The following is a 17,277-nucleotide window of genomic DNA, read 5'->3' as shown; positions in this document are numbered from 1 at the left end:
TCATCAGCAGTGCGTGCGGTACCGTCCGCCCGCGGAGGCGGTCCGGTCCTACATCCATCATGAACGTGGTTGGCGCGTCAGCCAAGCAGGGCGCTCCAGTCCACCGGCCCCTCGGCGGCCTTGCGGGTGGTGCGTTTTGCGGCCGGTTTGGCGGGGGCTTTCGCGGCAGCGGGCGCGGGCAGGGGCGCACCCCAGGGCAGGGCAAACGCCGGCACCGTCTCGCCGAGCTGCACGCCGTGCGGCGGGACCACCAGGATGCCGTCGGCCGCGGCCAGCCCGCGCATCATGCCCGGCCCGGTGTGCTGGGCCGGGGAGGCCATGCCGTACAGCATCCGGAAGGGCATCAGCCGCGTCCGGCCGGGATCGGCGTCGATCATGGTGCCGCAGGGGACCTCGCTGACCGCGGGTGCCGGCCCGTGGCCCAGGGCCGCCAGCAGGGGCGCGCCGATGGTGGAGAGCGCCATCATGGCCGCGAGCGGATTGCCGGGCAACCCGATCACGAAGCGTCCGTCGGGCAGCTCGGCCAGGACGGCGGGGTGCCCCGGGCGCATCGCGATGCCATCGATCAGCAGCCGGCCGCCCAGTTCCGCGACGGTGCGCCGGAGGTGGTCGGTGCCGGACCGGCCGGTTCCCCCGGTGGTGATAACGACGTCGGCCGGTACCTGCTCCGCGTCGGGCTCTGCCGGGGCGGTGCCCTGGGCCGGCTGCACGGCACCCGGGGCGGCGTTACTTGCCGCGGGATCGTTGGTGTCCTCGAGGGCGGCGAGCCACTCCTCGTCGCGGTCCCCGATCTTGACTTCGCCCGCGCAGACACCGCCGAGCATTTCGACGACGGCGGCCAGCTGCGGGCCGAAGGTATCCCGGACTTCCCCGGCCGCCGGGACTCCCGTACTGACGACTTCGGCGCCCGTGAGCACCAGCCGGACCACGGGCTTGCCGAGCACCCGCAGCTCGTCCTGGCCGGCGAGTGCGGCCAGGGCCAGATGCGCCGGGTTGAGTACGGTGCCGGCCCTGATCAGCAGTTCCCCGGCCGCAGCCTCTTCGGCGGCCTTCCGGATATGTTCACCGTTGCGGGGTTCCCCGGGTTTGGCTCCCCCGCCCAGCTTCAGTTCCGGCAGCCCGTCCTCATCGGGGGCGATGACGCCGCTTTCGCTGCGGAGGACAGCTTTCGCCCCGGGCGGGATGAGCCCTCCGGTGACAATCGGACTCGCCTGGTGCGGGGCCAGCCGCTGTCCGGGGTCGGCCAGGATCCACGGCCCGCTGCCGTTGACCGCCCAGCCGTCCATCGCGGAGGACGGGTAGTGGGGCATGTCGTGCAGGGCAAGGACGTCCTCGGCAAGGGTCCGGCCCAGTGCACTCCGGAGCGGGACCGGTGCGGGCGGGATCGGAGTGGCGCAGTCGAACGCCAGCTGGCGGGCCTCCTGCCAGCTGTGGGCGATGTGCCGGTGCGGGGTCTCCGGTTCTTCCGGGCCGTCGGATCCGGGGGCGGATCCGGGGGTAGGGGCGACGGCGTCGGGCCGGGGCCGGTCCTCGTGGGAGCCGCCGCCGCGGGGAGGCTCCGCCGTCATGCCCCGGGAGCCTCGGCGGCCGCGTACTCCTTGGCGAGTTTGCGGGCGACGCCCATGGCGGCCTGCATGGACACGCTGTCCGGCGCCTGGCCGGATCCGGACGCCAGTCCGGCGGCAAAGCCTGCGATGAAGGTGGTCAGCGGCGCGGCGGGGCGCACCACCGAGTGGGCGGCGACGCCGGCCAGTCCCAGCACTTCGTTGATGTCAATGTCGACGTCTTCGAGCTCGAGGGCCTGCAGCAATGCACGGCACCAGTCTTCTAGCGTTTCATCCTGGCTCTTCACCGTTTGCCTCCAAGGTCGAGTTGGGCCGCCGCATTTCCGGGGGGCCGAGCTGGAGTCGGCCGCACCCAGAGCGGCGGCGTCCTCCCAGGTATCCACGTCGTCCGTGGAGCCCGGCGGGACCGGAACCTGCCGCAGCTCCAGACTAGCAAGGAGGGAGAAGACCGATCCGCCTGCCAGGGCGTTTCGCCTGGCGGCTTCAGCAATGGCCCGTTCTAGCGCGGCCGTGCCATAAAGCCCCACCAGGGGCTGCGTCCGCCCGTCCGGGGACACCGCGAGCACGCCGTCGCCGGCCGCTTCGTCGACGCCGGCTCCCGCTTCCAGGAGGGCGCGCACCGCCCCGGCGACGTGGGGCATATCGCAGGCGAGCACGAGGGTCAGCGGGGCGGCGCCGGGAGAGCCCGGCCCGCCGCCGGCCAGGCGCCGGAGTCCCGCGGCAATGGCCGCGGCCGGGCCGGAGAACGGCGGGTCTTCCCGGCAGTCGAGCACCCCGGGCGGGAGGCCGCCGGGGTCCGGGCCGACCACCACCGTACGGCGGGCGCCCCGGGCGGCACGCAGGGTCCGCTCCAGCAAGGTGGCGCCGTCCACCGTGAACCGGGCTTTAGGTGCGCCTCCGAGCCGGGAGGACCGTCCCCCGGCGAGAATTACGGCGTCGAATTCCACCCGCCCAGCCTAGCCGCCCGTGCGCCAGAGCGCTGCCGGGCGAGGGACTTAGTGCGCCTTTTCGGGGAGCAGGAACGGATCCCAGGCCGGGGCTGGCTTCTCCAGCTCTTTGATCTGCCAGATCGTGCCCCTGGGCGGACCCGGCACAAACCCGAGCTTCCAGCCCATTTCGGCGGGGGTGTGGTCGCCCTTGGCGTTGTTGCAGCGCAGGCACGCGGCCACAAGGTTCTCCCACGAGTCGGCCCCGCCGCGGGACTTGGGCTGCACGTGGTCAATGGTGTGAGCGGCCTTGGAGCAGTAGGCGCAGCGGTGGCCGTCACGCCGGAGGACGCCCCGCCGGCTGACGGCCGTGAGGGTGTTGTAGCGGGGGCGGATGTAGCGGTTGAGCAGGATGACCGACGGGCGCCCGAGGATCTCTTGCGGGCCCACTATGGGATCATCCCCCTCGGCCACCACACTGGCCTTCCCTGTCAGCACAAGGACCAGCGCCCGGCGGAAGGTGACTACCGTCAGCGGTTCATATCCAGCATTCAGAACGAGAGTGCGCATCCGCATACCTCTTCACGGCCGCACCCGCCAGGGGCACGAGGGCCGGCTGCCCTGTGCATGGTCGGGCTATGGATCGACACCACAAGAGTAAACACGGATCGCCCGGATCACCGAATTTATTCGTCGCGGATCTATCGCGCCGCGTCCGGAGCGGGTCTCTCCCGACGGCGGTGGGGCCGTCGCCGTACATGGCAAAGGACCCCTGCCGCCGGGCAGGGGTCCTTTGAAATGCTGTGGCCGTAGGCCGGGGTAAGTCCTAGCCGCCGACGCGGATGAAGACCGGGCCGGAGCCGACGTTGACGCTGTACAGCGCGGTGGTTCCGCCGTTCCAGCCGCCGTGAACGGCCATGCCGTTGCCGACGTAAACAGCGATGTGGGCCATGCCCATGCCGCCGTTCTGGTAGTAGGCGAGGTCGCCCGGCTGAGCCTCAGCGGCGCTCACGGTGCGGCCCAGGGAGAGGTAGCCAGCCGGCCAGCCGTGGTAGTGGACGCCCACTGCGGCCAGCGCGTTGGTCACCAGCATGGTGCAGTCCTGGGACACACCGATCTGTGCGTAGGCAGCGGCGGCGATCGAGGCGCCCATGCCGCTGACGGCGGCCGGTGCCTTCGCGTCCAGCGATGCGGTGACCGCGGTGCCAGTGCCGGTACCCGTGGTGGTTCCGGCTTCCTGCACGTTGACAACCGGCTTGGCTTCCTCAACAAAGGGGGCCGGTGCGGTGGTGACTGCCGGCTTCTCGTAGGAGATGGCGATGCTGGAGGCCGCAGAGATGGTGGCCGGTGCGTTGGACTGTACTTCCGTGGCGGAAGCGGAGGTCGATTCGCGCTGAACATTGGTCTCGGCAGCGTTGGCTGCGATACCGCTGGTCAGTACCAGGCCGGAGGCAGCAGCGATAACCGCGGCCTGGCGACCCATACCACCGGCGTTGTCGCCGACGGCCTTAGCAATGACAGCCAGCGAGTTGGTCTTGGTGACCTCCGCGCGGTGGCGTGCAATGTTTGCACGAGTAGTCATTTAGTTCTCTCTTTCGTGATCCTTGTGTCCGCGCGCTTGACAGGCGGGACTGAGGACGCTCCGGCATCTTGGGGGTACGCCGGATCGCCCCGAAACGGGTTTCTTAGCGAAGGGTGTACTGCGAAGACGCGCCAAAAGCGGGAACTGCGTTTACTGATCCAGTCCGGGCGCCGGCAAGGGCAGCACGGAGCATGGAGTTCAGCGGGCTCATCTGAGCCTCGCTGGCGCGAGAACGCGCAGCATTGTGGCGTGAAGACACGAAAGTAGCCTCTCCCAATGCCTACGAGGTGAGCTGTCGGATTCGGATGGGAGTCACCCGGCCGCGCTGCTTCCTGGGAAGCTTTGCGACTTAACCCCTAGGTCTTCTTGCGAAGACCAAAATTGGTTCCCCCGCCCCTGCCAGACGATGTGATGCGAACGGACCTTGAGCGGTGGCAGAGTTAGGCAATCCACTCAAGAGCGCCAACTTCGGAGAAGTTGGCGTGCTTCATACGGTACAGCAGTTGGGACTCAATGTCACATTCAGATCACGGCGTGTCACAGAAATGCGAGTGGTCCCTCGGGTTGGCTAAAGCCAGCCCAGCGGGTCAACGACTTCCCCATTAACCATCACCTCGAAGTGGAGGTGGCAGCCGGTCGAGGCGCCGGTGGTCCCGCTCATCGCCACGACATCTCCGCGTGAGACCTGCTGGCCTACGTGGACATTGGATGACGACAAGTGGTTGTACGTGGTCTCCAGGCCATTGCCATGGTCGATCACGATGCGGTTGCCGCCCCCGTAGGGGTGCCAACCGGAAAAGGTAACGGTGCCGCTCGCCGCGGCGTGCACGGCCGTGCCGCACTGGGCGACATAGTCCTGGCCGCGGTGGAACTCGCCGACGGCCCCGGTGATGGGGCTGATGCGGTAGCCGAAGGGTGAAGCGGTGACCATCACGTCCAGCGGCGCGCCCAGGCTGCCTGCCGACGCTGCCCGGGTGATGGAGCCGGCCGACTGGGCGCTGAGCAGCTGCTTGAGCTTGCTGTCCGGATCGCCCTTGGTGGTCACGGCGGTGCGGTTGAAGTTGATTGCGGCTGCTGCGGCCTTGACTTCCGGCTGTGCCGCGGCGGAAACGGAACCGGACCGGGCCGTGTCGGTGGCCATCGCGGGGCCGGTGGCCGGCACGGCAACGGTGAGGACCAGACCGGTGGCAGCCAGGGCAATGCCGGCTTTCTGCCCGACACCGCTGACGGCGGCAAAGTCGGTCACCTGCCGGAACGGGCTGCGTCTGCCGCGGCGTTCGTCGCGGCGCGCATCGCGCGGGCGCTCGTCGTGTACGACGGCGGCCGGGCGCGGCTCCGGAGCGGGACCGGTCGCACGACGGCGGCCCCTGACGGTCTGGATGGTCAAGAAGGTTCCTCTCTGGAAAGCCTGCGAAGTTAGCTGTCGGATTCGGGTCAGAGAGTTCAAAGACCCGGTCCGCCGGTGCAAGCATTGAGGCGCAGGGGTGTCCAGGGACATTCCTGCGAAAGCGCTTGCCGCTAGCGGACTTCACCCCAAGGCTGCTGGTTCAGCAGCCGTTAGTGGTTCCCCCGCCTCTGCCAGAAAGGTGAATCGCCTACTGATCCGCTGGCAGAGCTCGGCTCCGGATCAGATAACGCTTGTGTATCGGTGCTAGTCATCAACTATAGGCGATTAAGGGACACGGTAATAATTCCGTTATCCGGCCTGTGCATAACTATCCGGCGTCCCCGCGGGCGTCCGGAGGGACGTAGTTACCCCAGCGTAACGAAGACGTGGGCCGCGACCTCGGGGGGCAGTTCGAGGGCCCCTTCGATGTCCGGAACGCGCACCGAGATGTACTCCCCTACCCGTTCCAGCGATACCCGGGCGCCGGGACGGATTCCGCCTTCATCGAGCTGGACCAGCAGCTCCGGCTCCACCTGGATGGGCTCGGCCAGGCGGCTGACGGTGATCCGCGAGTCGGCACCGTAGCCTGCCATGGCGTCAAGGAGGTTGACCACTCCACTTCCGCGCTCGGGCGCCGGGAGGCCGCCGAGGTCGGCAAGTCCGGGGATCGGGTTTCCGTAGGGGGACACGGTGGGGTGGTCCAGCATTTCGAAGATCCGGCGCTCGACGCGCTCACTCATCACGTGCTCCCACCGGCACGCTTCCTCGTGGACGTAGGCCCAGTCCAGGCCGATGACATCGGCGAGCAGGCGTTCGGCGAGGCGGTGCTTGCGCATAACCTCGATGGCGCGTTTCCGTCCCGTTTCCGTGAGTTCAAGGTGCCGGTCGCCGGAAACAACCACCAGGCCGTCGCGCTCCATGCGGCCAACGGTCTGGGAAACGGTGGGGCCGGAGTGGCGGAGACGTTCGGCGATGCGGGCGCGGAGGGCGACGATGTTCTCTTCTTCAAGTTCCAGGATGGTCCGGAGATACATCTCGGTGGTATCGATCAGATCCGTCATTCAGCTCAGCTCCTCGAGCGCCGTCCTTGCGTCTTTCCCACCGTACAGCCTGCAGGATGCGCCCTGGCTGGATCCGGCGTACGTCACGTTCAGCCTAGCCTATTTTGAATTACTCCGGATAATTCGCTGCCAGCGCTGCCCGGCCGCGACCGACCCCTGCCGCCGCGTCTCAGTGACCGGACTATGACGGGACAATTTCCCGCCCGCGCAGGGCCGTCGGGCAGAATAAATAGCGTCACGGCCGCCCCGGCGCCGGACCCGCCCAGCCACGCCACGCACCCAGCCGACAATTGGAGCCACTGTGAGCGACACCAGCATCACCATCCCCGCGAACCTGCTGCCACAGGACGGCCGGTTTGGCGCCGGCCCCTCGAAGGTCCGGCCGGAACAGATCGAGGCCCTTACCGCGGCGTCGGCTACGCTGCTGGGCACCTCGCACCGGCAGGCGCCCGTGAAGGACCTGGTGGGCTCGGTCCGGAGCGGCCTCAGCGACTTCTTCCGCGCCCCCGACGGCTACGAGGTGATCCTCGGCGTCGGCGGTTCCACCGCGTTCTGGGACATCGCCAGCTTCGGCCTGGTGGAGAACAAGGCGCAGCACCTCTCGTTCGGCGAATTCGGTTCGAAGTTTGCCGCCGCCACGAACAAGGCCCCTTTCCTCGCCGAATCGTCGATCATTACCTCGGCGCCCGGCACCCGCCCCGAAGCGCAGGCCGAGGCCGGCGTCGACGTCTACGCCTGGCCGCAGAATGAGACCTCCACCGGGGTCGCGGCGCCGGTCAAACGTGTGGCCGGAGTGGACGGGGACGCGCTGGTGCTGGTGGACGCCACGTCCGCGGCCGGCGGCCTGGACTTGGACGCCGCCGAGGCCGATGTCTACTACTTTGCCCCGCAGAAGAACTTCGCGTCCGACGGCGGCCTGTGGCTTGGGCTGTTCTCCCCGGCCGCGCTGGAGCGCGCCGCCCGGGTCAAGGCCGGCGGCCGCTGGATCCCGGACTTCCTGGACCTTCAGACGGCGATCGATAACTCCCGGCTCAACCAGACCTATAACACCCCCGCGCTTGCCACGCTGGTGACCCTTGACGCGCAGGTTCGGTGGCTGAACAGCAACGGCGGACTCGACTTCGCCGCCGGACGGACCGCCGACTCTGCCGGGCGCATCTACCGCTGGGCCGAGGAATCGCCGTACGCCACACCGTTTGTGGCCCGCGCCGAAGACCGCTCTAACGTGATCGCCACCATCGACTTCGACGACTCGATCGACGCCTCCGCCGTTGCCAAGGTGCTGCGCGCCAACGGGATTGTGGACACGGAGCCGTACCGCAAGCTGGGCCGCAACCAGTTGCGCATCGCCACCTTCGTGGCGATCGAGCCCGACGACGTCTCTGCCCTGCTCGCCTGCATCGACTACGTCGTCGGAGAGCTCAAGAAGTAACGCGTCAACGCTCGACGGCGTCGTCCGGGTCTTCCGCCCCGGCGGCGCCGTCCGTCGTTGACCGACCCGGGACAACCTGGAAGTAGCGCAGACCGCGGGCGCGCCGGTTGAACGCGATCCGCAACTGCTTGGCCCGGACGATCCACACCATGCCGATCAGGGCCGCCAGGACGCCGGAGGCCGCCGCGACCCCCATGGACCAGCGGGCACCGGCGACGTTGGCAACCCAGCCGACCAGCGGGGCGCCAATCGGGGTGCCGCCCATAAAGATGGCCATGTAAAGGGCCATGACCCGGCCGCGCATGACCGGGTCCGTGGTGGTCTGCACGTAGCCGTTGGCGCTGGTCATCATGGTGATGGCAAACAGCCCCACCGGAACCAGGGCCACCCCGAACCAGAAGTAATCCGGCGCCAGGGCGGCCAGGCCCGACGTCACGCCGAAGGCGCCGGCCGCGCCGAAGATCACCCGCATCCTTGGCCGGCCGCGCCCGGCGGAGAGCAGCGCGCCGGCGACGGAGCCGATGGCCATGATCGAGTTCATCAGGCCGAAGGCGCCGGCATCGAGGCCGAATTCGGTGCCGACCATCGCGGCGATAAAGAGGACAAAGTTCAGCCCGAGTGTCCCCACGATGAATACGGCCACCAGCACCACCACGATGTCGGGCCGGAAGCGGACGTACCGCAGGCCCTCGCGGATCCGGCCCTTCCCGGCCGGCGCCCGGGGCAACTGCCGCAGGGAGTCGGCGGGGATCTTGGCCAGGCTCAGGAGCAGCGCCAGGAACGTGACGGTGTTGACCAGGAAGACCCAGCCCGGGCCGATGGCGACGGTGAGCAGCCCGGCGACGGCCGGCCCGATCATCCGGGCCACGTTGAACGAGGCGCTATTGAGGGCGACGGCGTTCGGCAGGTAGTCGTCGCGGACCAGTTCGGAGACGAACGTCTGGCGGACCGGGGCATCGAAGGCGGAGACGACGCCCAGCAGCAGGGCGAAGATATAGACGTGCCACAGCTGGGCTGCCCCGGACAGCACCAGGGCGCCAAGGGCCGCGCTCAGGAGCGCCATGGCGGACTGCGTCAGGACCAGGAGCTGCCGGCGGTTGAAGCGGTCGGCGGCGAGACCGGCCACGGGTGCTAGGAAAAGCTGGGGCCCCAGCTGCAACGCCATGGTGATGCCCATCGCTCCGGCGTCCTGGTGGCTGAGATGGTCAAAGACCAGCCAGTCCTGGGCGGTGCGCTGCATCCAGGTCCCGATGTTCGAGACCAGGGCGCCAATGAACCAGATGCGGTAGTTCAGGATGTGCAGCGATTTGAAGGTGGACCTCATGTCCTGGCCTTCCGCTGCACTGCCCCGAACGGTTCCAAGCTGCTAGTCGGCCTCTACGGTGGAATCGTCGGCAGGTTCGTCCACGGCAGGTTCCTCGTCGGAGGTCCGGGTGTCGTCCGGCTCCTCGTCGGAGGTCCCGGCGTCGGAGTTCGCGGCGTCGTCAGCGGTATCCCGCGGCGCGTCCCCGGCCGGTGCATCCCCGGCGCGGGCCTCGGCGTCGTCGTCCTGCTGGGCGTCCTCCGGCCGCACGCGCTCAGCCCACGGCACCCATTCCGGGGCCAGGATGGAGTCCTCGGAGGGCAGCAGGCCCAGCTCGTCCACGGTCACCACCTTGGAGCGTGAATTGCGGGTCAGGACCGCGTACCACTGCCAGCCGCCGTAACCGGGAAGCTTCGATTCGAAGAGGTGGGTCACCAGCCGGTCGCCTTCGCTCTTGGCGCCGAGGTGCTCCCCGATTTGCTCCGCCGGGGCGATGCCTTCCACTGCGGCGCGGGCGACGTCGACCGAGGCGGCCAGGAACGCGTCCGGCTTTCCGATCCGCCACGCGGGCACGCCGTAGCGCGGCTTGGACCCTGCCTTGGCGCCGGCGGCGGCCGCACCGGCCGTCACGGCGGCGTTCTGCTCAGGTTCCGGAGTCATCGCAGGACCTTAAGCGTCGAGCTCGTCGGCGACTTTGCGCAACGCGGCGGCAATCGCTTTGGCCTTGTTGCCTTCCGGGTACTTGCCCGCGGACAGCGTGCCGGACAGGTTGTCCAGCACACTGACGAGGTCCTGCACCAGCGGGGCCAGATCCTTCGCGCTGGGCCGCTTGGCCTTCGCGATCGACGGCGTCTTGTCCAGCACCCGAAGGCCTAGGGCCTGGGCCCCCTTGCGGCCATCGGCCACACCAAACTCCACCCGGGTCCCGGCCTTAAGCTCGGTTACACCCTCGGGCAGCGCCGACTTGGGCAGGAAGACCTCCTGGCCGTCCTCGCCTGCGAGGAAACCGAATCCTTTTTCCTTGTCATACCACTTGACCTTGCCGGTGGGCACGTAATCAACCTTCTTCGTTCTACGGGGACGCGGCCGGCAGTCAGCGCGTCCGCATGGATATGCGGGTTCAGGGTGTGACTGCCCGGACCGTGTTGGTCTGTTCCCCCAAGGTTATCCTGCCTTGGCCATTTTGACGGTTTGAGGCACGGGCGAAGCCGGGCTGTTAGCGTTGGCTCCATGACTGAACAGCGCTTCCGGCGGCCCCTCCTTCTTCTGGCAGCCGCCGTTGCCGCGCTCTCGCTGGCCGCCGTCGGGACCGTTATGGTCATGGCCCTGAACAACACCGTGGCCCCCGCCTGGATCACCTCCGCCGCCCTGTACGGGCTGCCGGTGGCCTTCCTGCTAATGCTCATCCTGGTGGTCGACGCCGTCGCGGCCCGGCGCCGTGCCCCCGGGCACGGCGAAAGGTAGCGTTGGACTGATGTCCCTCATCCGCGCGCTCAGCAAGGAACTGCAGGCACGCAGCGACGACTCGTTGCGTGTGTTGTTCTCCGCGCGGCCTGACCTGATGTCCCCTGCTGTTCCTGACTTCTCCGCCCTTGCAGCCCGGGCCAGCGGCCGGGTCAGCGTCCAGCGGGCGCTGGAGCGCCTGAACCGTCCGCAGATGCAGGTCCTGGAGACCCTCCACCTGTGCACCAACACGGACACCGGCCAGAGCGCGTCGGCCGCCGCGCTCAAGAGGCTCATCAACGGTTCCACCGTCGCCGCCCTGGACCGGCTGCTCCACTCCCTGCAGGACCTGGCCCTTGTACACCGCGCCGATCCCCCGCACGGCGCAAGCCCGGCCACCGCCCGGCAACGCCACTACCTTCCGGTCGGCAGCCTCAAGGACGTCGTCGGCATCTACCCGGCAGGGCTGGGCAGGAGCTACACCGAGCTCGTCCGGCTCCAGCCCGCCTTCGCCCAGCGCGTGGTGCAGCTGGTGGGCGAACTGCACCACACGGGGGCCGCGATCAGCCCCGCGTCCACGCCCATGGAGGCAGCGTTGTCGCTCCAGCACTGGACTGCCTCCCCGGAGGCGCTGCACGCGCTCCTCGCGACGGCGCCGGAACGCACGGCAGCGTTGCTGGCCCGCTTCGGGAACTGGGCCATGGGGGCCGTGCCGCAGGCGCAGCGGCGCGCCTCCGTGCTCAACGAGGGCGCCGACGTCGGGCCCGTCGACTGGCTGCTCGCCCGCGGGCTGCTGGTGCCGCTGGATGCCGCCCACGTCGAGCTCCCGCACAGCGTCGGCGTCGCGCTCCGCGGCGGCTTCGTGATCGAACACTTTGCACTCACTCCCCCGGTCCCGCGGCTGGGGCAGACCAGCGCGTCCCTTCGCCGCAATGCCGCGCTCGGGGCGATCGCCGAAACCCTGCGGCTGGTCGGTGAGCTGCTGTACGCCGTGCGCGAGCAGCCTCTCGTCACACTGCGCAGCGGCGGCGTGGGCGTCCGGGAAATGAAGCGGCTCGCGGACGCGCTCCGGATCGGCCTGCACGAGGCCGGAGTCCTGGCCGAACTGTGCGCGCTCTCCGGGCTCCTGCGGCTCGACGTGGACAGTTCGGCCTGGGTTCAGCCGCAGCAGCTGGAGTGGTTGACCCTGCCCAGGCAGGAGCAGTGGCTGTGGCTGGTCAACGCCTGGCTCACCAGCGAACGGGTCCCCTCCCTGGTGGGGCAGCCCGTCAGCGGTGCAGCCACGGCACAGGTGCACCGCGGCCCAGCGGGCACCACCATCAACGCCCTCTCCGCCGAGGCGCAGCGGCCCGACGCCCCGGTGGTCCGGAAACGGATCCTGGAAATCCTGCACGAGCTCACGGTGGAAGCGGCCGCCCCGGACGGCGAGGCACCGGTCCTGGACGCGGCCGCGGTGCTGGAACGGGCCGACTGGTCGCAGCCGCGGATGGCACGCCGCTTCAGTTCGCTTATCCAGGGCGTCCTGGCCGAGGCCGAGATGCTGGGCCTGGTCGGCTCCGGCGCCCTCAGCCAGATCGGTGCCGCCATCGCCGTCGAGCAGCCCGAGGAGGCGCTGGCCATCCTCGGCGAGCATCTGCCCGCGGCGCTGAACCACGTGCTGCTCCAGGCCGACCTGACCGCCGTCGCGCCGGGCTACCTTGACCCCGAGCTCAGCGAAAAGCTGCTGACCATGGCTGACGCGGAGGGCCAGGGTCCCGCGACTATCTACCGTTTCTCTGTGGCGTCCGTCCGGCGTGCCCTCGACGCCGGCAAGGACGCCGCCGGCCTGCTGGACTTCCTGCGCGAACACTCCGCCACGGCCGTGCCGCAGCCGCTGCAGTACCTCATCGAAGACACCTCCGCACGCCACGCCCGCCTCCGGGTGGGCCCGGCGTCCAGTTTCATCCAGAGCGAGGACGAAACGGCCCTGCTGGAGCTGCTGAACACTCCGGCAGCGTCCGGGCTGGGACTGGTCCGGATCGCACCCACCGTCCTGATTTCGCACACCGCGCCGCGGGAGGCCGCGCAGCTGCTGCGCGGCCTGGGCCTGTCCCCCGCGGTGGATGACAACGGTTCGGGCGCCGTCAGGCTGGGGCGCAGCACCGCGCTTCCGGGCGGCACCCGGCCGGTCTACACGGCCCCGCGCACCGCACCCGCCGACGCCGACGTCGACGCCCAGCTCGCCGTCCTGCGCAACGGGGTCTCCCTCCCCGCTGCCGCCGCGCCCGGCGGCTCCGGGGCCGGGTCGACGGGCGGCGAAACCGCCACCCAGCTGGGCCTGGAGACGCTGCAGAAGGCTATCCGGCTCAAGCAGCGGGTGGTGATGAACGTGGTGGACAGCCTGGGGAATGCCACCCGCGAAACGGTTGTTCCGGTAGCTGTGAATGGCGGGCGGGTGCGTGTGTTCGATCCGGCGAAGGAAACCGAACGCGTCCTGTCCCTGCACCGGATCATCGATGTTGAAGCCACAGAGGAACTGCTGCAGTGAATGACGGACCGCTGATTGTCCAGAGTGATAAAACCATCCTGCTGGAAGTGGACCACCAGCAGGCCACCGAGGCGCGCCACGCCATCGCGGCGTTCGCCGAGCTGGAGCGCGCCCCGGAACACGTCCACAGCTACCGCCTGACCCCGCTGGGGCTCTGGAACGCCCGTGCCGCCGGGCTCGACGCCGAACAGGTCCTCGACACGCTGCTCAAGTACTCCCGGTTCCCGGTACCGCACTCCCTGCTGATCGACGTTGAAGAGACCATGTCCCGGTACGGCCGGCTGCGGCTGGAGAGGGACCCGCAGCACGGCCTGGTGATGCGTACCTCGGACTACCCGGTCCTCGAGGAGGTCAGCCGCGCCAAGAAGATCGCTCCGCTGCTGGGGCCCCGGATCGACGGGGAAACCGTGGTGGTGCACTCCTCCCAGCGCGGGCAGCTCAAACAGTTGCTGCTGAAGATCGGCTGGCCCGCGGAAGACTTCGCCGGCTACGTCGACGGCACACCGCACCCCATCATGCTCAACGAGACCGGCTGGAAGCTCCGCCCCTACCAGCAGCTGGCCACCGAAAACTTCTGGGCCGGCGGCAGCGGCGTGGTGGTGCTGCCCTGCGGCGCCGGCAAAACCCTGGTGGGGGCCGCGGCGATGGCCACCAGTTCCACCACCACGCTGATCCTGGTCACCAACACAGTTTCGGCCCGGCAGTGGAAAGACGAGCTGCTCAAGCGGACCTCCCTCACCGAAGAGGAAATCGGCGAATACTCCGGTTCCGTCAAGGAAGTCCGGCCGGTCACGATCGCCACCTACCAGGTCCTCACCACCAAGCGCGGCGGCCTGTACCCGCACCTGGAACTGGTGGACGGCAACGACTGGGGCCTGATCATCTACGACGAGGTGCACCTGTTGCCGGCCCCGATCTTCCGGATGACCGCCGACCTGCAGGCCCGCCGCCGGCTGGGCCTGACCGCCACCCTGGTCCGCGAGGACGGCCGCGAGGGCGAGGTCTTCAGCCTCATCGGCCCCAAACGCTATGACGCCCCGTGGAAGGACATCGAGGCGCAGGGATACATCGCCCCCGCGGACTGCGTCGAAGTCCGGGTTGACCTTCCCCGGGACGAACGGGTGGCCTATGCCATGGCCGAGGACGCGGACAAGTACCGGCTGTGCGCCACGTCCGAGACTAAAACCGGCATCGTGGAGCGGCTCGTGGCCGAACACGCGGGCGAGCAGTTGCTGGTCATCGGGCAATATATCGACCAGCTGGACGAGATCGGCGAGCGCCTGAAAGCGCCCGTGATCAAGGGCGACACTTCGGTCAAGGAACGCCAGCGGCTCTTCGACGCCTTCCGCGCCGGCGAGGTCCAGACCCTCGTGGTCTCGAAGGTGGCCAACTTTTCCATCGACCTGCCGGAGGCGTCCGTCGCGATACAGGTCTCCGGTTCGTTCGGCTCGCGGCAGGAGGAAGCGCAGCGGCTCGGGCGGCTGCTGCGGCCCAAACAGGACGGCCGGGCCGCCCGTTTCTACTCCCTCGTGGCCCGGGACACCCTGGACCAGGACTTCGCCGCGAAGCGCCAGCGGTTCCTGGCCGAGCAGGGCTACGCCTACCGGATCATGGACGCCAAGGACGTCGGCGCCGGCGGCTAGCAGACGCCCATTCAACACACATCCGGCTTTCAGAAAACTCACAGAGTCTGGGAGCATCATGGGAATCATGAAAAAGAACGGTCCCGAAGCCAAGCTGCTCGTCGTCGACGATGAACCCAACATCCGGGAGCTGCTGTCTACCTCGCTGCGCTTCGCCGGGTTCGAAGTGGTCTCCGCCGGCACCGGCCGCGACGCCCTTGCCGCGGCGGAGCTGCACGCCCCGGACCTCGCCGTCCTCGACGTGATGCTGCCCGACATGGACGGATTCACCGTGACCCGCAGACTGCGCGCCGCGGGCAAGCATTTCCCCGTGCTGTTCCTGACTGCGAAGGACGACACCGAGGACAAGGTCACCGGCCTCACCGTCGGCGGCGACGACTACGTCACGAAGCCGTTCAGCCTCGATGAGGTGGTGGCGCGCATCCGCGCGGTCCTGCGCCGCACGCAGCCGTTGCAGGACGACGACGCCGTCATCCGCGTCGATGACCTGGAGCTCGACGACGACGCTCACGAGGTGCGCCGCGGCGGGACGGTCATCGAACTCTCCCCCACCGAGTTCAAGCTGCTCCGGTACCTGATGCTCAACCCGAACCGCGTCCTCTCCAAGGCCCAGATCCTGGACCACGTCTGGGAGTACGACTTCAACGGGGACGCCTCGATCGTGGAGTCCTACATCTCCTACCTCCGGCGCAAGGTGGACATCGACCCTGCGGCTCCGGCCCTGATCCAGACCAAGCGGGGCGTGGGTTACGTGCTCCGGACGGCCGAGAAGCGCTGACCTTGCTGCACCGGTGGAAGGCGGCGTCGCTGCGGTCGCAGCTGGTTGCGATCATGATGGCGCTGATGCTTGTGGCCCTGACCGCCACGGGCGCCGGCACGCTCGCCCTGCTCCACAGCTACCTCCAGGGCCAGGTCGATGACAAGCTCAAGGCCGCCGTGGACACGGCCCGCCAGCAGCAGTCGTTCAGCCAGTTGCAGGACCAGAACCCGAACGTTCCCACCGACTATTCGCTGATGCTCTTCAGCCCCGGCCAGCCCGGCTACGTCCTGGGCGGCAGCAAGGGCTCGCACCCCTCCATCGATAGCATCACGCCGCAGGACGCCCACGAGCGCGGCGAGGCCCCGTTCCAGGTCCGCGGCACCGACGGACGCAACTGGCGGGTGGTGGCCGTCATCGTCCTGGACGGCAACCAGCATTCCGCCGTCGTGGTGATCGGGCTGCCGCTCTACCCGGTGGATTCCGTGATGGAGCATGCCATCCTGGTGGTTGTCGGGGTGGGGCTGCTGACACTGGTGCTGGCCTTCTTCATCGCCACGTGGACCGTCACCCGCTCCTTCCGGCCGCTGGCCCGGGTGGAGAAAACCGCTGCGGCCATCGCCGCCGGCGACCTCTCCCGCCGCGTGGAGGTCGGCAACCCGGACACCGAGGTGGGCCGCCTGAGCAGGTCTCTCAACGCCATGCTGGCGCACATCGAAACCGCCTTCGCCGCCCGGATGGCCTCGGAGGAACGGATGCGCCGCTTCGCCGCCGACGCCAGCCACGAGTTGCGCACCCCGCTGGTCACGATCCGCGGGTTCTCCGAGCTCTACCGGCACGGCGCCCTGGCCACGCCCGAGGACGTAGGTACCGCCATGGGGCGGATCGAGAGCGAAGCCATCCGGATGGGCACCATGGTGGAGGATCTGCTGCTGCTGGCCCGCATCGACGAGCAGCGTCCGCTCCAGCAAAAGCCCGTGGACCTGCTCCTGATCGCCCACGACGCCGTGGTGGACACCCAGGCCAGCGACCGGAACCGCGTCATCTCCCTGCGCGGGCTCGACGGCGGCACCGGCGCCCCGGCCCCCGTACTGGGCGACGAGGCGAAGCTGCGCCAGGTGGTGGGCAACCTGGTGGGCAACGCCCTGCGGTACACCCCGGACGGCACCCCGCTCGAGCTGGCCGTAGGTGTCAAGGCCGACGCCGACGGAACCCGCCACTCCATCATTGAAGTCCGGGACCACGGGCCCGGTGTCCCCGACGAAGAGGCGGCACGGATCTTCGAACGCTTCTACCGGGCGGATACCTCCCGCACCCGGGAAACCGGCGGCAGCGGTCTCGGGCTGGCCATTGTGGCCGCCATCGTCGGCTCGCATTCGGGCACGGTCCGCGTCCAGCAGACCGACGGCGGCGGCGCCACCCTGGTGGTCAGCCTCCCGTTCCTGGCGGACCCGGACGCCCCGCGCGGGGACACCCGGGAGGCGGAGGCGGCCGAGGCCGGGACGGCTGGCATCGACGCCGTGACCGGCACCGCGGATACGACGGCGGTCTAAGGGTGGTCTAAGGGTCCCTGCAACGGGCTTTTCCACATAGGGCAGACGGCCGCACGGACGGCCCTGCCGGGCTGCCTAGGCTGAAAGTACCCGGAAAT

General features: G+C 69.0%; 15 protein-coding genes and 2 riboswitches. Of the genes, 6 read left to right on the top strand and 9 right to left on the bottom strand.

Translation table 11 applies throughout. The annotated features are described in order from the left end of the window. Nucleotides 1-77: 77 nt before the first annotated feature. From AC1DBE_RS06670 to AC1DBE_RS06645, 6 genes are all read right to left on the bottom strand, one after another. Nucleotides 78-1,568: a molybdopterin molybdotransferase MoeA gene (locus AC1DBE_RS06670; protein ID WP_476970002.1), complete on the bottom strand. Its 1,491-nt coding sequence runs from the start codon at nucleotides 1,566-1,568 to the stop codon at nucleotides 78-80. Further along, nucleotides 1,565-2,512, bottom strand: a complete 948-nt coding sequence (locus tag AC1DBE_RS06665; protein ID WP_476970001.1) for an NTP transferase domain-containing protein — start codon at nucleotides 2,510-2,512, stop codon at nucleotides 1,565-1,567. Before AC1DBE_RS06665 ends, AC1DBE_RS06670 begins: the two co-directional genes overlap by 4 nt. A gap of 48 nt (nucleotides 2,513-2,560) precedes the next feature. Continuing rightward, nucleotides 2,561-3,061, bottom strand: coding sequence for an HNH endonuclease (locus tag AC1DBE_RS06660; RefSeq protein ID WP_476970000.1), 501 nt, complete (start codon nucleotides 3,059-3,061; stop codon nucleotides 2,561-2,563). A gap of 256 nt (nucleotides 3,062-3,317) precedes the next feature. Further along, nucleotides 3,318-4,073: an NlpC/P60 family protein gene (locus AC1DBE_RS06655; protein ID WP_476969999.1), complete on the bottom strand. Its 756-nt coding sequence runs from the start codon at nucleotides 4,071-4,073 to the stop codon at nucleotides 3,318-3,320. A gap of 263 nt (nucleotides 4,074-4,336) precedes the next feature. After that, nucleotides 4,337-4,514, bottom strand: a riboswitch (cyclic di-AMP (ydaO/yuaA leader). 127 nt (nucleotides 4,515-4,641) lie between these two features. Then, entirely contained in the window at nucleotides 4,642-5,460 is an 819-nt protein-coding gene (locus tag AC1DBE_RS06650) for a M23 family metallopeptidase (RefSeq protein WP_476880471.1), read from the bottom strand. Nucleotides 5,461-5,463: 3 nt separating this feature from the next. Then, nucleotides 5,464-5,680: riboswitch (cyclic di-AMP (ydaO/yuaA leader) on the bottom strand. A gap of 145 nt (nucleotides 5,681-5,825) precedes the next feature. Then, a complete protein-coding gene (locus AC1DBE_RS06645; protein ID WP_476903612.1) occupies nucleotides 5,826-6,521 on the bottom strand; it encodes an iron-dependent transcriptional repressor DtxR in 696 nt (231 codons plus the stop codon). A 301-nt stretch (nucleotides 6,522-6,822) separates the two neighbouring features. Here AC1DBE_RS06645 and serC point away from each other — a divergent pair, with 301 nt between their 5' ends. After that, nucleotides 6,823-7,953, top strand: a complete 1,131-nt coding sequence (gene serC, locus AC1DBE_RS06640) for a phosphoserine transaminase (RefSeq protein ID WP_476969998.1) — start codon at nucleotides 6,823-6,825, stop codon at nucleotides 7,951-7,953. Nucleotides 7,954-7,957: 4 nt separating this feature from the next. Here the strand turns inward: serC and AC1DBE_RS06635 are convergent, their stop codons facing one another. From AC1DBE_RS06635 to AC1DBE_RS06625, 3 genes are read right to left on the bottom strand one after another with little or no spacing between them, the layout of a single operon-like run. After that, nucleotides 7,958-9,277, bottom strand: coding sequence for an MFS transporter (locus AC1DBE_RS06635; protein ID WP_476969997.1), 1,320 nt, complete (start codon nucleotides 9,275-9,277; stop codon nucleotides 7,958-7,960). Between the two features lie 42 nt (nucleotides 9,278-9,319). After that, complete coding sequence (locus AC1DBE_RS06630) at nucleotides 9,320-9,916, bottom strand: DUF3027 domain-containing protein (protein WP_476969996.1); 597 nt, start codon at nucleotides 9,914-9,916, stop codon at nucleotides 9,320-9,322. Between the two features lie 9 nt (nucleotides 9,917-9,925). After that, nucleotides 9,926-10,309 (bottom strand): cold-shock protein, encoded by a 384-nt coding sequence (locus tag AC1DBE_RS06625; protein ID WP_138770163.1) that lies wholly within the window; start codon nucleotides 10,307-10,309, stop codon nucleotides 9,926-9,928. A 177-nt stretch (nucleotides 10,310-10,486) separates the two neighbouring features. Here AC1DBE_RS06625 and AC1DBE_RS06620 point away from each other — a divergent pair, with 177 nt between their 5' ends. From AC1DBE_RS06620 to AC1DBE_RS06600, 5 genes are all read left to right on the top strand, one after another. After that, complete coding sequence (locus AC1DBE_RS06620; RefSeq protein ID WP_476969995.1) at nucleotides 10,487-10,720, top strand: hypothetical protein; 234 nt, start codon at nucleotides 10,487-10,489, stop codon at nucleotides 10,718-10,720. Nucleotides 10,721-10,730: 10 nt separating this feature from the next. Further along, a complete protein-coding gene (locus tag AC1DBE_RS06615; protein ID WP_476969994.1) occupies nucleotides 10,731-13,226 on the top strand; it encodes a helicase-associated domain-containing protein in 2,496 nt (831 codons plus the stop codon). Continuing rightward, nucleotides 13,223-14,869 (top strand): DNA repair helicase XPB, encoded by a 1,647-nt coding sequence (locus tag AC1DBE_RS06610; RefSeq protein WP_476969993.1) that lies wholly within the window; start codon nucleotides 13,223-13,225, stop codon nucleotides 14,867-14,869. The genes AC1DBE_RS06615 and AC1DBE_RS06610 overlap by 4 nt, the downstream gene beginning before the upstream one ends. 67 nt (nucleotides 14,870-14,936) lie before the next feature. Further along, the gene (locus AC1DBE_RS06605) at nucleotides 14,937-15,647 is read left to right on the top strand and encodes a response regulator transcription factor (protein WP_476879095.1); all 711 of its coding nucleotides are present in this window, start codon (nucleotides 14,937-14,939) and stop codon (nucleotides 15,645-15,647) included. Nucleotides 15,648-15,649: 2 nt separating this feature from the next. After that, nucleotides 15,650-17,179, top strand: coding sequence for a sensor histidine kinase (locus AC1DBE_RS06600; protein WP_476903618.1), 1,530 nt, complete (start codon nucleotides 15,650-15,652; stop codon nucleotides 17,177-17,179). Nucleotides 17,180-17,277: the final 98 nt, after the last annotated feature.

It is taken from the genome of Arthrobacter sp. 10T416, assembly GCF_056394165.1.
This window is presented reverse-complemented; position numbering and strand designations above follow the sequence as displayed.

Excerpts from the sequence above, each read along its gene's own strand:
- AC1DBE_RS06670 (WP_476970002.1), bottom strand. The coding sequence starts at position 1,568 with ATGACGGCGGAGCCTCCCCGCGGCGGCGGCTCCCACGAGGACCGGCCC.
- AC1DBE_RS06660 (WP_476970000.1), bottom strand. The coding sequence starts at position 3,061 with ATGCGCACTCTCGTTCTGAATGCTGGATATGAACCGCTGACGGTAGTC.
- AC1DBE_RS06655 (WP_476969999.1), bottom strand. The coding sequence starts at position 4,073 with ATGACTACTCGTGCAAACATTGCACGCCACCGCGCGGAGGTCACCAAG.
- AC1DBE_RS06645 (WP_476903612.1), bottom strand. The coding sequence starts at position 6,521 with ATGACGGATCTGATCGATACCACCGAGATGTATCTCCGGACCATCCTG.
- AC1DBE_RS06635 (WP_476969997.1), bottom strand. The coding sequence starts at position 9,277 with ATGAGGTCCACCTTCAAATCGCTGCACATCCTGAACTACCGCATCTGG.
- AC1DBE_RS06630 (WP_476969996.1), bottom strand. The coding sequence starts at position 9,916 with ATGACTCCGGAACCTGAGCAGAACGCCGCCGTGACGGCCGGTGCGGCC.
- AC1DBE_RS06620 (WP_476969995.1), top strand. The coding sequence starts at position 10,487 with ATGACTGAACAGCGCTTCCGGCGGCCCCTCCTTCTTCTGGCAGCCGCC.
- AC1DBE_RS06615 (WP_476969994.1), top strand. The coding sequence starts at position 10,731 with ATGTCCCTCATCCGCGCGCTCAGCAAGGAACTGCAGGCACGCAGCGAC.
- AC1DBE_RS06605 (WP_476879095.1), top strand. The coding sequence starts at position 14,937 with ATGAAAAAGAACGGTCCCGAAGCCAAGCTGCTCGTCGTCGACGATGAA.